The following is a 13,505-nucleotide window of genomic DNA, read 5'->3' as shown; positions in this document are numbered from 1 at the left end:
CCTCGACCTGCCCGGCCCACTCCCGGTCGTCGCTCACGTCGTCGTCGGGGTAGTCGGTGGCGGGCACCTCGTCCAGCGCGGCGTTGAGCACCCCGGCCGCCTCCAGGTACGCCAGTTGGTGCGTGTCGAGGGTGGTCGCGTCGCTGCGCAGCGACCCGGTGGACCGGGTCCCGTCCTCACGCCCGAACACGCAGACGACGGAGCGGTCGCCGAAGCTCCAGCTCTGCTCGGAGGGGGCGAAGTAGTACACGCCGATCTCCTCCGGCAGGGACCAGCCGTCCATGACGTAGGCGCCGCGCCGCTCGTAGCAGCGGTCCTCGCCCAGCTCGACGAGACCGTCGTCGCCGGGAAAGTCGCTCCCGGGGACGGCGACGAGGGCGAAGACCTCGCCGTCGTGCTCGTCCCCGCAGGGCACCTTGCGCGCCTCGGTGGTCCAGCCCTCCAGCCCGTCGGGCGAGGTGAAGCAGTCACCGGTGCGCAGGGCCAGGACGCTGTCGGAGCGGGCCCCGTCCTTGACGCCCTGCCAGACGTCCGCCGCGAACCCGGTCGCGAGCGACACCGTCCACAGCGCCAGCCCGAGCGACGACAGCGCGACTCCGGCGATCGCCATACCTTTCCCGCTCTCGCCCCGCCGTGCGATCTGCCGCAGCGCGATCAGCCCCAGCACCAGCCCCAGCGCGGGCAGGAAGCACAGCACTCCGAAGACCAGGGCGGCGATGGCGACCCCGTTGACGGCGGCGGGCGGCCGGTGCCCGTACGGGCCGTAGGGGAAGTACGGGGCGGGACCGGGCGCGCCCTGCGGCGGAGGGGCGTACGGCGGCCGGCCGCCGCCTTCGTACTGCGGCCCGGCGGGCGGAGGTATCGACACGAGGCGCATCGTAAGCGGACGGTGACGGGGGGCGCGCCCGGGGAGGCGCCGGAGACGGGAAGCACCCTCACGCGTCCTCCGTGCGTCCTCCGGCACAGACAAGGCACAGCCGACCCATGGACTCCCCGACCACCCCCGTTAACATGTTCGAACTCACCACGCATGTCCCCATTCACCGGCTGTCCACCGGAAGACCCCGCCCTCCCGCGCGATGCGGCACTTGCCCGCAGAGCCACGCGCTCACACGTCACCCGCCCGTAAGCCACCCGCCCGCAACCGACTCACCAGGCGAACCAGTTGATAACCGAACCCACTCGAATACCGCCGCGGGACGACCGCGGGACGCAGCCCGCCACGTGGCGCCGGCCCCGCGTGGTCCTGTGGACCGCGGCGGGCGTGGCGACCCTGGGCTTCCTCGTCGCGCTGGAGATCGTGGCCCGCGGCTACGGCTTCTCGGGGCCGATCACCGAACAGTCGCGCGAGGTGATCTTCACCCCCGAGTCGGGTCCGCTCCTCTACGGCGGCCTGGCACTGACGATGGTGGTGCTCACCTGGCGGCAGCGGCTGATCGCGCTGGGGATCGCCGCGGGCGTGGACGTCGTCTTCGTCCTGGTGCGGTGGGCGCTCGACGCCGACATGAACTTCGGCAACGGCGCGCTGTGGGTGGTGCTGGGCTGCGCGGTCCTCGGCCTCACGCGCCGCACCGGCCGGGAACGGCTGCTGCTGCTCAAGGGCACGGGCCTCGGCCTGCTGCTGGTGGCCGGCCACAAGACCGGCGACACCTGGCTGCTCATCACCTCCAAGACACGCGCGACCGTCCTCGACCCGTACGTGGCCGCCGCGGACCACGCCCTGGCCGACCCGTCCTGGCTGGCCGGCCGCCTCCTGGACGCGACCGCGCCGGTCAGCACGGGCGTCCTGCACGTGGTCTACGGCCAACTCCCGCTCGCCGCCGCCCTCGTCGGCCTCTACCAGCTGCGCCGGGTGGCGGTGGAGCGCCGCTTCCCCGCACATCACCTGGTGCGCACCTTCCTGGTGATCGGCCTGTTCGGCCCCGCGATCTACATGATCTTCCCGGTGGTCGGCCCGGTCTTCGCGTACGGCGCGGACGGCGGCGCCTGGGCGACGGCGAACATCTGGCCGGACACCCTGCCGCCGGTCACCGACCCGCAGCCGATCCCGTTCGACGGCATCACCCCGCGCAACTGCATGCCCAGCCTGCACACCGCGTGGGCGGTCACCCTGTTCGTCCACTCCCGCGACGGCTCCCGGGCGATGCGCTGGGCGGGCACCTTCTGGCTGGTCGGCACCCTCACGGCGACCCTCGGCTTCGGCTACCACTACGGCGCCGACCTGCTCGCCGGCGTGGTCTTCGCCCTGACCATCGAGACGGCGATGCGGTGTTCCGCGTACGGCTGGGACCGGGCGGGCGTCCGCGTGGTCGCCCTCGGCGCGACGGTGTTCGGCGCCCTCCTGGCCTCGTACCGCTGGCTCCCCACGGAGATGGCCGCCCGGCCGTGGCTCTTCGGCCCGCTGCTGCTGCTCGTGACGGGCACGGTCGTCTACGCCTACGTACGGGCGGCACGGGCGGCGCGTGACCGCGCGCCGGCTCCGGAGGTGCCCGGGCAGCGGCCGGTTCCCGAGACGGAGGGGGCTGCGGAAGCGGCGGCACCGGTGGAAGCGCCGGAAGCGGCGGATCCGGCTGAGGCGACCGAGGCGACCGATGCGACCGGTAAGCCCGGGGCGACGGACGCGAAGCCGGAGCTGGTCTGAGCGGAGACCGGGTCACGTCCGGGGGCGCGCCCCCGCTCCCGCGCGCCGGCGTGAGCGGTGGTCGCGCCACTTGGTGACCAGCCAGAGGACGTTCACCCCGCCGAGGGTGAGCAGCACCGCCGCCGCATCGGCGTACCCCGCGGGGTCGTTGCCGGGCGCGAGCCCTCGTACGGCGCGGGCCAGCAGGGCGATGTCGAGGGGCAGGGTCACGGCGGCCATGAACGCGAGACACGCGGCCGTGCCCACGACCAGGACGGCGCCGTACACCCGGACCGCCCGGCGCTCGTGCCGGGGCAGCCGGGCGCTCGGGTCGTCCTCCCCCGCCGGCGTACGGGCGCCGGGACGCAGCGCGCGCAGGGTCCGCCGGTACCGGTACCGGGCGTAGGCGAGCCCGTCGCCGTACAGGTCCCGGCAGCCGGTGAGGTCCTGGAGCACGAAGTACACGTCCGTGCGCGTGAACACCATGAGCTGGAACGGCAGCGGCATCAGCGCGAGCAGCAGGGCGGCCGCCGACAGCCGGTGGACCGTCGAGGCGGTGCCGGTCGCGGCGAGCACCAGCACCAGCGCGGAGGCGACGGACAGGTTGAGCGCGATGCCGGCCAGGTAGGCCGTCAGCCGGTGGCGGCGGGGTGCCAGTTCGATGCCGCTGATGTCGGTCTGCATGACCAGGAACTGAAGGCGCGTGCCGAGCCGCATCCGGCCCGGCACCCCGGCGGCGCGGGCGGTGACCAGGTGGGCCAGTTCGTGGGCGAGCAGCAGCGCCCATCCGGCCGCCGCCCCGCTGAGCAGGACCACGCTGCCGTGCGGGCTCCACAGCAGGTCGCGGTAGCCCGGCAGCAGGCCGGGGCGGAGCAGCAGGGTGACGACGGCGGACGCCAGCAGGACGGCGACGGCGGCGGGAAGCGCGGGGTGCAGGGCGAACCGGACCCGGGCGGGCCGCAGCCACGGCAGGGAGGCACGGGGCGGCGCGGGGTCGGGCAGGGGGCGGTCGTCGATCCGCGCGACGAACCCGAGGGCGGCCAGGTCCGCGACGAAGTCCGCGATGTCGAACTCCTCGCCGGTGTCCGCGCGCAGCCGTTCCCGCACACGCGCCACGCTCAGCCCCTCGCCCAGCAGGCGCACGGCCCGCGCACCGGCGGACGGCAGGGCGACGAAGGTGCGGGTCGCCATGCGTCCGACGATCCACTCGTCGCGGTCGCGGCGCATGGAGAGCTCGTGCAGGACGACGCGGGCGGACGGCTCGACGCGGGGTGGCGGCGGCCACGCGCCCGACCGGGCGCTGGTGTCGGCGGTATCCGGGGCGTCCGCGGTGTCCGTCATGGGGCCTGCCCGTCGGGTTCCGCGGCCACCGGTCGCGGGCCGCAGGCCGGGCAGTCGTCGCGCCGTTCGGTGCGCTGCATGACCGGGTCGCCCGGCATCATGAGGTTGAGGCCGAAGCGGCAACCGGGGGCGACGGGCGGTATGCCGCACAGCAGGATGAGCGCGGCGTGGGCGAGCAGGCTGCCGGACAGGCCCGCGGTCACGGCGTTGACCGGGTTCCAGGGCATGCGCGGCGACGCCGCGTCCTCGTCCTGGCCGGGCGCGAGGCGCAGGTCGCGCCGCTCGGCCTCGGCGTCGCGCAGGCACTGCCAGCAGGCGCTGCGGCCGGGGGCGAACATGCCGACGCCGACCAGCGGTCCGCGGTAGCCGGCCTCGGCCCACGGGGTGCCGGTGGCCAGGCAGACGCGGTTGGCCCACCTGCGGATCTCCGGCGGCCGGTCGGCGGCGAGCAGGAGCAGGTCGTACGGGACGGACGCGGACGCGTCGTCCGGACGGTGAGGGTGCGGGTGGCGGGGGTCCCGTACGGCGTCGGGCGGCGCCTGGGACAGCAGGTCCTCCAGGTCGGCCGGGCCGCGCACCTCGCGGCGCTCCCCGGTGACCGTGGAGTCCGTGTTCAGGGCGCGCAGCGCGGCCAGCGCCGCGTCGAGCTTGGGCCGGCCCAGGTCGTCCTCGCCGAAGAGGGTCTGCCGGTTGAGGTTGGACAGTTCGACGACGTCCGGTTCGACGCAGTGCAGGTGTCCCACACCGGACGCGACGAGGTCGCGGGCGGCGGCCCCGCCGGTGCCGCCGACGCCGACGAGCAGCACGCGGGCGCGGCGCAGCAGCAGTTGCGGCTCCCAGGGGCTGGTGCGGGGCCGCAGGTCCATCCAGCGCATCAGGGTCATCCCCCGGCCGTACCGCTCGCGTTCCCGCGCGGTCAGCCCGGCCGGCGGCGGGGCGCCGGCGTCCTCCACGTACCCGGCCCGGGTCAGGTCGTCCATCGCCCCGGTGACGTCCTCGCCGTCCAGGGCGAGCCGGGGGTGGCGGCGGGTGACCTCGGCGACCACCTCGTCCGGGCCCCGGGTGCCGTCCATGGCCTCGACGAGGGTCCACACCCAGCCGTCGGGGTCGAGGACCTCGGTGCCGATGCCGTGGACGACGCTGCCGATCCGCACGTTGCCGTCGACCGTCCGGTACGCCCGGTGCTCGGGCTTGATCCGGGGTCGCCGCATCGTGGGGACCGTGGCCCGGTCCGTGCTCCGCACCGTCATCTTCGCGCCAATCTCGTCGGCCTCAACTACCGCACGTACACAGCACGTTGACAACGATCGCCCGGTCGGCGAACGCTGGCAAGCGCACATCTGGTCCTTCGCACGGCAACGGACGACGGGAGGGAACGGCATGGCGAACAAGATCGAGATCCGCCCGCTGGACAAGAAGGAGACCACCGGCGACAGCGGTGGCAACGGCGGCGCCTGACGGACGGAACAGACGGCTCGGACAGGACGGACCGCCAGGATGGACCGCTACCTCACGGTCGCGGAGGTCTCGGCAGTGGCGCGACGGCTGGTCTCCCGGTACCCGGGGGCCGGCCGTCTGCGCCGTGTCGGCACCTCCCGCGCGGGGCGCCCGCTGGAGATGCTGTCCGTCGGTCACGGACCGGCGCACGTCCTGGTGGTCGCCCGGCCGCACCCCGACGAACCGGTCGGCGCCGTCACCGCGCTCGCGCTGGCCGAACGGGTGGCGCGCGGCGGCGGGCACACCCCGGCGGCCGATCCGGCGCGCGTCACCTGGAACTTCGTACTGTGCCTGGACCCGGACGGGTCGGCGCTGAGCGAGGGCATCGAGGCGGCGACGGCCGGTCCCGCGCCCTCCCTGGAGCACTACTTCCGTACCGCGTTCCGTCCGGTCGCGGCGGAGCAGCCCGAGTGGGCGCCGATCGAGTCGTCCCGACTGCCGGAAAGCCAGACGCTGTTCGACCTGATCGACGAACTGCGCCCGGTCCTCCAGTGCTCCCTGCACGGCATCGAGGCCGGCGGCACCTTCGCCCAGCTGACGGACGACCTGCCGGGTTTCGCAACACCCTTCCACACGGCGGCCGCCGACCTCTCCGTCCCGGTCCAGCACGGCACCTTCGACGCCCTGTACTGGGAGAACCCCGCCCCCGGCGTCCATGTCCTGCCCCCGCCGGAGAGCACGGGCCGGCTGGCGGCCGGCTCCGAGCACATCGGCCGGTCCACGTGGTGCGCGCCCCAGCGGTACGGGGGTGTCACGGCGATCGTCGAGGCGCCCATGTGGGCGAGCGCCCTGGCCGACGACCCGTCCCCGCACCCCGACGCCGTACGTGCCCTGCGCGGGCTGTCCCGGCTGGTGCGGGACGGGGGCGAGCAGGTGACCGCGGTCCTCGACAAGGCGCGCGGCTTCCTGCCCCCGCCGGAGGAGAGCGCGCCCCGGCGCGTGCTGGAGTGGATGGCGGGGGGCCTGTACGACCTGGTAGCGGACTCCTGGCAGCCACTGGCCCGGCAGGCCGCCGAGGGCGCTGAGCGCCTCACCACGGCCCAGGTCTGCGCCCTGGACGTGGTGGCCCGCCGCCAGCCGCTCCGCGCGGCGGGCCTGCTGCTACGCCTCCTGACCGACTCCCCCGACCCGTCCGCCCCCGCCCTCCACGCCGAACTGCACGGCCTGTTCAGGGGCTGGTGCGAGGACTTCACACGCGCGTTGGCCCTGCACTGGGTCCCGGTGCACATCCAGGCGGAGCTTCAGACGCGGACGGTGCTGGCGGCGGCGGGGTGTGCGGTGCGGGGAGGGCGTTGAGCGGGGCACGACTACAGCGGCCAGGCCGCGAGGAGGTCACCCGGTCCGTAGACGGCGTCGAGCACTCCGCAGTCCACTCCGCTCCGGGCGATCGCCACGACGGGAATCGGCCGGTCGGTGAGGGCGGCGCGATGGCGGAGGAGGGCTGCGAGGTCGTGCCGGTCGAAGGGGGACTGCTCCAGCCACTTGACGGAGCCGACGAACAGCAATTCCTTGGCGACCGGAGCGCGGTCCGCACCCACGACATCGATCTCTACGTCGTTGGTGCGGGTCCAGTAGCCGCCCACCGCACGAGCCGCGGGCAGGTGGCCGTCGGGCAGCAACCGTGCCAGAGCCTCACGGACGACGGGCTCGACGGCCCGTCCGCGCCAGTTGGTCCAGTTCTCCCGAATGCGGGCCAGGGTCGGCGGCCCTCGGCGCCCTCCTCCGTCTCGACGCCCGCCTCGGCACCCACCACGCCGACCGCTTCACGCGGCCCGACGGCCTTTGGGACCAGTGGGTCAACGCCCTGGCCCACCTCCGCGGCGACCTCTCCTACACCCCCGCGGAGTTCCGCCGCCGGACGGACCTCCGGTGCGAGTTCGCCAACGGCTGGACACGTCCACGGAGTTGAACAGCGCGCACGGTGAAGCCGACGCCTGCGTCAGTACCGGGCGACGACCTGTCGGAGCTCCGTGCCGAGAAGGTTCTCCAGCTCGCCGACGACCGCGGGCGGTAGCGGCAGCTCGCATTCCGGGTCCGTGGTCACGAGGCTGTACCTGGCGAAACCCGCGGCCTCGGCATAGGCGAGGGCGTTCAGGTCCGTCCGGGCGGAGCAGCAGGGCACCGTCACGGCCAGTGAGCCGAAGTAGCCGTCCGGAAGAGCCGTGGTACGCATCGCGTCGTCCCACCACTCCTCGATGTCGGCGCCGCAGACGGGGCACCGGACTCCGCACCAGTACTCCCCGGGGTCGATGAAGGCCGTGCCGGGGATGTTCCAGACGTCGTAACCGCCCCACGCCTCCGGGATCAGCTGCCGCAGCCGGGCCTGCGCGGCCTCGCTCGCCGCCGGCGCGGGCGAGAAGCGGGGGTCCGTGGGGATGAGGTGGAGCAGCGTCATACTCATTCGGGCGGCCTCGTCGAGCGTCCGGCGCGTGCGCGCCGGCGCCGCGTGGGGTCGTAGCGCGCCCAGCCCTCGTCGAGCAGACGGAAGCCGGTCTCCATGGCCGGCTCCGGATCGGCCTGGCGGGCCATGAGCGGGATCTGGAGGGCGAACCGCGCGTAGAAGCGGATCTCCATGCTCGGCTCGTCGAGCCCGAACTCCTCGGTGAGCACGTCGACCAGAGCGTTCTCATGGCGCAGCCACATTCTCTCGGCGTACTCGACCAGGGAGGGGCTGTCTTCCGTCAAGGCCATGATCCGGTTCATGGGCTCGGTCCTGAGCAGGGCGATCTCAGCGAGGTAGTGCACCTTCAGCGCTTCGGAGACCGTAGTCCCCGGTGCTCGGCCTCTGACCGCCGCGACGAGCCGGTCCCGCTGTTCGCCCTCGGTGCTGAAGACCAGCGCCTCCTTGCGCGGGAAGTGCGCGAAGACCGTCTTGGGCGTCACATCGGCCTTGTCCGCGATCTCGCGCACGGTCACCGCGTCGAAACCCCGTTCGAGGAAGAGCGCGGTCGCCGCCTCCAGGATCGCGGTCCGCGTCGCCGTCTTCTTCCGCTCACGGCGCCCCATGGACGCGTCGTTCACCATGCCAGAACTGTAACCCCGAGATAGCGCTATACCGAGAATAAAAGTAAACCCGGTATAGTAAGAGTGCGGGTGTAGTCATCGGCTCCTCCCTCGCGCCTTCCACAGCAGAAAGACAGGGGTACGACCATGGACGACACCACCATCGGCACCCGGACACCGGGCGCGGACGCAGCGGGCTGGGTGCGCACCTGGGGCGCCTCGCCGCAGGCGCCGGACAGCTCCGTCAGCCGCCTCGATCCCTTCGAGAACGCCACGCTGCGCCAGTTCGTGCGCGTCAGCGGCGGCGGCAGCCGCGTCCGGATCCGGCTCAGCAACGAGTACGGGACCGCGCCGCTGACGCTCGGTGCGACGCGGGTCGCACTGGCCGACGCCGGTCATCAGGTCCAGGAGGGCAGCAGCCACGCGGTCACCTTCGGCGGACGGCCGGCCGTGACGGTCCCCGCCGGAGCGCCGGTCCTCAGCGACCCCGTCGACCTCCCGGTGCCGGCGCTGTCGCGGCTGGCGATCAGTGTCCATGTGCCCGGCCGTGTCGACGCCGCCACCTGTCATGGGACTTTCCACGCGCTCGGCTGGATCACCCCGGGCGACGCGACCGCGGCGCCCTCACTCCCCGCTGACGCGGTGCCGCTGCCCGCCCAGGCGTTCGTCTCGGCGGTGGAGGTGCTGCCCGACCGGCCGGGGCGCGCGATCGCCGTCCTCGGCGACTCCCGCGTCGACGGGATCGGCTCCACGCCGGGCACCGACCGGCGCTGGACCGACATTCTGGCCGAGCGTCTGGCCGGGCGGGACGGGACCACGCGGTACGTGATCAGTCAGGGCATCGGCGGCAACCGTCTGCTCAACGACGGTGTCGGCACCTCGGCTCTGGCCCGCTTCGACCGGGACGTCCTCGCCACACCGGGCCTGGGCCACGTGGTGATCGCGGTCGGCGGTGACCTGGTGTTCTCCTTCGCCCCCGACACCGAGGTGAACGCCGAACTGCTCGCCATGTTCGGCGGCGAGCCCGTCACCGTCGAGGACGTCGTCGCCGCTCACCTTCAGCTCGCCGCCCGGGCCCGGGCGCACGGCGTGGAAATACATGCCGCCACCATCGCCCCCTACGGCGGTTCGGAGATGTACTCGGCCGACGGTGACACGGCGCGTGAGCAGGTCAACGCGTGGATCCGCACCAGCGGTGTGTTCGACGGCGTCCTGGACTTCGACGCCGTCTGGCGTGACCCCGCCGACTCCTCCCGCATCCGCGCCGGCTTCCACATGGGCGACCACCTGCACGGCAGCGACGCCGGATACGACGCCCTGGCGCGCTCGGTCGACCTGGCGCTCTTCGACTGACACCCCCGCGGCCGGCGTCCGTCGGGCCCCAAACCCCAAGGAGCTTCCATGTATGACGTCGTGATCGCCGGCGGAGGCCCCGTCGGCCTGTTCCTCGCGTGCGAACTCGCCCTGGCCGACTGCTCGGTCGTGGTCCTGGAGCGCGACTCCGACCCGCACCCGCCACTCAAGGCACTTCCGCTGGGGCTGCGCGGCCTGAACGCGGGCTCGGCCGAGACCTTCCACCGCCGGGGCCTGCTGGAGCCGCTGCTGAAGGCGTCCGGCATCGACGCCGCCACCGTCGGCGCCGACCCCGCGGCCGACCGGGCGCCCGGCCCGCGGAGCGTGGCCCACTTCGCCGGCATCACCCTGGATGCCGCCGACATCGACCCGGCCGTGACGGCCCACCGTCTGCCCGGCCCCGCGATGGACGGCTTCATGACGAGCCTCGCAGCGGTCGGCGAGGTCCTGACCGCACGCGCGGCAGCGCTCGGCGTGTCCGTCGTGCGCGGCGCCGGCGTCACGGCCGTGGCCCAGGACGACCGGACGGTGACGGTGACGGCCGGGACTACCCGGCTCGGTGGCTCGTGGGGTGCGACGGCGGACGCAGCACGGTCCGCAGGCTCGCGGACTTCGCCTTCACCGGCACGGCCCCGCTGTGCACCGGCTACGTCGCCCAGGTCACCTTCGCCGACCCGCACGCGCTGCCCCTGGGCTTCCGCCTGACGCCGACCGGCATGTACCTGCGCACGCCGCTCGAAGGCCACCTGGGCATGATGGACTTCGACGGCGGCGCCTTCGACCGCTCCCGGCCACTGACCCGCGAGCACCTGCAGGCCGTGCTGCGCCGCGTGTCCGGTACCGAGGTGACCCTCGAGGAGGTTCACCTCGCCTCCAGCTTCACCGACCGCGCGATGCAGGCGGCCACGTACCGCCAGGGCCGTGTCCTGCTCGCGGGCGACGCCGCCCACATCCACTCCCCGCTAGGCGGCCAGGGGCTCAACCTCGGTATCGGGGACGCGATGAACCTCGGGTGGAAGCTGGCGGCGACCGTGCGCGGCAACGCTGCCGACGACCTGCTCGACACCTACACCGCCGAACGCCACCCGGTCGGCGCCGCGGTCCTCGACTGGTCACGCGCGCAGGTTGCGACCATGCGGCCCGGCCCCCACGCCCCCGCGCTGCGGCGACTGGTGCGCGACCTCATGGGCACCCCCGACGGCACCACCCACGTCCACCGCCGGACCAGCGGGCTGTTCCACCGCTACGACCTGGGCGGCGAACAGCCGCTGGTGGGGCGTACCGCCCCCGACTTCCACCTCGCCGACGGCACCGGTCTGGGCGGCCTGCTGCGCGAGGGACACGGCGTGCTGCTCGACTTCAGCCCCCGGCGGAGGCTGAGCGAGCAGGCCAGGCCGTGGCAGGACCGCGTGCGGTACGTCAGCGGCCGTCCCAGGAACGACCTGGGGTACGAGTCCCTCCTCGTCCGCCCCGACGGCATCGTCGCCTGGGCCGACGGTCCTGCCGCGGACGGTCCCGCCGCATCGGCCGGCGACGGCCTTCGAAGCGCCCTGGCCCGCTGGTTCCCGCAACGGCGGCCGAGCACCCCAGAGATGTGACGTGGACGGTCCTGCGTACCGTGCCGAATGACCGGCTAGACGTTGAAGCGGAACTCCACCACGTCCCCGTCCTGCATCACGTACTCCTTGCCCTCCATCCGCGCCTTGCCCTTCGCGCGGGCCTCCGCGACCGAGCCGGTCTCGACCAGGTCGTCGAAGGAAATGACCTCCGCCTTGATGAAGCCCTTCTGGAAGTCGGTGTGGATGACACCGGCGGCCTCGGGGGCGGTGGCGCCCTTCTTGATGGTCCAGGCGCGGGACTCCTTGGGGCCGGCCGTCAGGTAGGTCTGGAGGCCGAGGGTGCGGAAGCCGACGTGGGCGAGGGTGGCGAGGCCGGGCTCCTCCTGGCCGACGGACTGGAGGAGTTCGAGGGCCTCGTCCTCGTCCAGCTCGGCGAGGTCCGCCTCCAGCTTGGCGTTGAGGAAGATCGCCTCGGCGGGGGCGACCAGCTCGCGCTGCTCGTTCTTGAAGTCGTCGTCGGTCAGCTCGTCCTCGTCGACGTTGAAGACGTAGAGGAAGGGCTTGGTGGTGAGCAGGTGCAGGTCGTGGAGGAGCTCCGCGCGCTCCGTGCCCTGGACGATGCCCTGCGAGAACAGCGTGTCGCCCTTCTCCAGGATCTCCTTGGCCTCCTCGACCGCCTTGACCTTGGGCGCGACGTCCTTCTTGATCCGCGACTCCTTCTGCAGGCGCGGGAGGACCTTCTCGATGGTCTGGAGGTCGGCGAGGATCAGCTCGGTGTTGATCGTCTCGATGTCGTCCTTCGGCGAGACCTTGCCGTCGACGTGGACGACGTTCTCGTCCTTGAAGGCGCGGATGACCTGGCAGATCGCGTCGGACTCGCGGATGTTCGCGAGGAACTTGTTGCCCAGGCCCTCACCCTCGGACGCGCCGCGCACGATGCCGGCGATGTCGACGAAGTCGACCGTGGCCGGGAGGATGCGCTGGGAGCCGAAGATATCCGCCAGCTTGGTCAGCCGGGGGTCGGGGACGCCGACGACGCCCACGTTCGGCTCGATCGTGGCGAACGGGTAGTTGGCCGCCAGCACGTCGTTCTTGGTCAGGGCGTTGAACAGGGTCGACTTGCCGACATTCGGCAGACCGACGATTCCGATCGTGAGCGACACGTTGCGACTTCCCGTACGTGAGGAGGGGGGCGAGGGCCGGCCGAGCGGCCGGCGTGGACCGATCCACCAGTCTACGGCGTGCCCGCGCGCGGCCGACCGCTGTGTCGAACGCCCGGCCGACGTCCGGATCCCGGCGTGTCTGACGGGAGGCCGGACACATAAAACGACCTAAGTTGGTCCAGTGGAGCAACACAGGACGCGACCCGCCCAATACGGACCGCGACGCGAGCCGACGCCTGGCCCGTCGGCGGTCCCCCGTACGTCACGGCCGCCCGGGCCGCCGCTGCCCCCGCAGGCAGGGCGGACGGCCGGCGGCGGCGTCGCCCGGTCCCCGCGCGCCGAGCGGTCCCAGCAGCCCCAGCGGCCGCAACAGCCGCAGCGGAGCCCCCGGCCGGCCGGACGCCGGCCCGCTCCCCCGCCGCCCGCGCGCCAGGTGCCCGGGCCCCGGCTCACCGGTCTGGGCGGCGGACTGTTCTGCGGCGCCGTGATGCTGGTGCTCGGGCTGCTCACGGAGGCGCTGTTCGGCTCCTCGCTCACCGTCTACGGGGTGCTGTTCCTGCCGGTGTGCGTGCTGACGGCGCTGTGGGTGCGCGAGGGGGACCTGCTCATCGCGCCCGTGGTGGTGCCGATCGCCTTCGCGGTGGGGCTGGTGCCGGTCGCCGACGAGGGCGGCGGGAGCACGGCGGACCGGCTGATGGGCCTGGTGACCGGCCTCGCCACCCAGGCGGGCTGGCTGTACGGCGGGACGCTGCTCGCGGGTGTGCTGGTGATCGTCCGCCGGGTGCGGCGGGTACGGCGGGTCCGGACCGCCAACCGGCGGCCCGCCGGGAACCGGGCCGGACGGGCCGGGCGGGCCGTCGTCTGACGACACCCCCCGGCTGCTAGCCCCCGGCTGCGAGCCCTCGGCTACGACCCCTCGGCTGCGAGCCCCCGGAGAGGAGCCGCCCGTCCCCTAGGACCCCCTACACC

Annotated in this window: 12 protein-coding genes and 2 pseudogenes; 7 read left to right on the top strand and 7 right to left on the bottom strand. The window is 73.4% G+C overall.

Annotated elements, in window-relative coordinates; all coding sequences use genetic code 11:
- On the bottom strand, positions 1-877 hold an 877-nt coding region (locus CCN29_RS14095), incomplete at its 3' end, for a DUF4190 domain-containing protein (protein ID WP_086682200.1).
- A gap of 363 nt (positions 878-1,240) precedes the next feature.
- Between CCN29_RS14095 and CCN29_RS14090 the strand changes: the two genes are divergently transcribed.
- On the top strand, positions 1,241-2,641 hold the full coding sequence (locus CCN29_RS14090) for a phosphatase PAP2 family protein (RefSeq protein ID WP_086682197.1): 1,401 nt from the start codon (positions 1,241-1,243) through the stop codon (positions 2,639-2,641).
- Between the two features lie 12 nt (positions 2,642-2,653).
- Here CCN29_RS14090 and CCN29_RS14085 read toward each other — a convergent pair whose 3' ends face one another.
- Positions 2,654-3,961 carry a hypothetical protein gene (locus CCN29_RS14085; RefSeq protein WP_006132034.1) on the bottom strand — a complete coding sequence of 436 codons (1,308 nt, stop codon included), beginning with the start codon at positions 3,959-3,961 and terminating at the stop codon, positions 2,654-2,656.
- Positions 3,958-5,211, bottom strand: a complete 1,254-nt coding sequence (locus tag CCN29_RS14080; protein WP_086682193.1) for a HesA/MoeB/ThiF family protein — start codon at positions 5,209-5,211, stop codon at positions 3,958-3,960. Before CCN29_RS14080 ends, CCN29_RS14085 begins: the two co-directional genes overlap by 4 nt.
- Here CCN29_RS14080 and CCN29_RS14075 point away from each other — a divergent pair.
- On the top strand, positions 5,195-5,419 hold the full coding sequence (locus CCN29_RS14075) for a hypothetical protein (protein ID WP_086682190.1): 225 nt from the start codon (positions 5,195-5,197) through the stop codon (positions 5,417-5,419). The two genes, CCN29_RS14080 and CCN29_RS14075, sit on opposite strands and share 17 nt — an antisense overlap.
- 39 nt (positions 5,420-5,458) lie before the next feature.
- Positions 5,459-6,754, top strand: coding sequence for a M14 family zinc carboxypeptidase (locus tag CCN29_RS14070; RefSeq protein ID WP_086682187.1), 1,296 nt, complete (start codon positions 5,459-5,461; stop codon positions 6,752-6,754).
- 11 nt (positions 6,755-6,765) lie between these two features.
- Here CCN29_RS14070 and CCN29_RS14065 read toward each other — a convergent pair.
- A pseudogene (locus CCN29_RS14065) lies at positions 6,766-7,170 on the bottom strand (DUF234 domain-containing protein); the annotation flags it as partial.
- On the opposite strand from CCN29_RS14065, the gene CCN29_RS14060 reads away from it, so the two are divergent.
- Positions 7,080-7,367, top strand: coding sequence for a DUF6000 family protein (locus CCN29_RS14060; RefSeq protein ID WP_442538368.1), 288 nt, complete (start codon positions 7,080-7,082; stop codon positions 7,365-7,367). The pseudogene CCN29_RS14065 and the gene CCN29_RS14060 overlap by 91 nt on opposite strands.
- Before the next feature lie 30 nt (positions 7,368-7,397).
- Here CCN29_RS14060 and CCN29_RS14055 read toward each other — a convergent pair whose 3' ends face one another.
- Positions 7,398-7,859, bottom strand: a complete 462-nt coding sequence (locus CCN29_RS14055; protein WP_143661330.1) for a hypothetical protein — start codon at positions 7,857-7,859, stop codon at positions 7,398-7,400.
- Positions 7,856-8,482: a TetR/AcrR family transcriptional regulator gene (locus tag CCN29_RS14050; protein WP_006132039.1), complete on the bottom strand. Its 627-nt coding sequence runs from the start codon at positions 8,480-8,482 to the stop codon at positions 7,856-7,858. Before CCN29_RS14050 ends, CCN29_RS14055 begins: the two co-directional genes overlap by 4 nt.
- 126 nt (positions 8,483-8,608) lie before the next feature.
- Between CCN29_RS14050 and CCN29_RS14045 the strand changes: the two genes are divergently transcribed.
- Together CCN29_RS14045 and CCN29_RS14040 are read left to right on the top strand one after the other, a co-directional pair.
- Positions 8,609-9,814 carry an SGNH/GDSL hydrolase family protein gene (locus tag CCN29_RS14045; protein WP_086682181.1) on the top strand — a complete coding sequence of 402 codons (1,206 nt, stop codon included), beginning with the start codon at positions 8,609-8,611 and terminating at the stop codon, positions 9,812-9,814.
- A 48-nt stretch (positions 9,815-9,862) separates the two neighbouring features.
- A pseudogene (locus CCN29_RS14040) lies at positions 9,863-11,412 on the top strand (FAD-dependent monooxygenase).
- Between the two features lie 35 nt (positions 11,413-11,447).
- Here the strand turns inward: CCN29_RS14040 and ychF are convergent.
- Positions 11,448-12,536, bottom strand: a complete 1,089-nt coding sequence (gene ychF, locus CCN29_RS14035; protein ID WP_006132042.1) for a redox-regulated ATPase YchF — start codon at positions 12,534-12,536, stop codon at positions 11,448-11,450.
- A 181-nt stretch (positions 12,537-12,717) separates the two neighbouring features.
- Between ychF and CCN29_RS14030 the strand changes: the two genes are divergently transcribed.
- Entirely contained in the window at positions 12,718-13,401 is a 684-nt protein-coding gene (locus CCN29_RS14030; RefSeq protein WP_086682177.1) for a DUF6542 domain-containing protein, read from the top strand.
- Positions 13,402-13,505 lie beyond the last annotated feature (104 nt).

The sequence above is a fragment of the Streptomyces pseudogriseolus genome, from assembly GCA_002154585.1.
Taxonomy (GTDB): Bacteria; Actinomycetota; Actinomycetes; order Streptomycetales; family Streptomycetaceae; genus Streptomyces; species Streptomyces pseudogriseolus.
The sequence above is the reverse complement of the archived record's forward strand: the minus strand, read 5'-3'. Positions and strand labels throughout refer to the sequence as shown.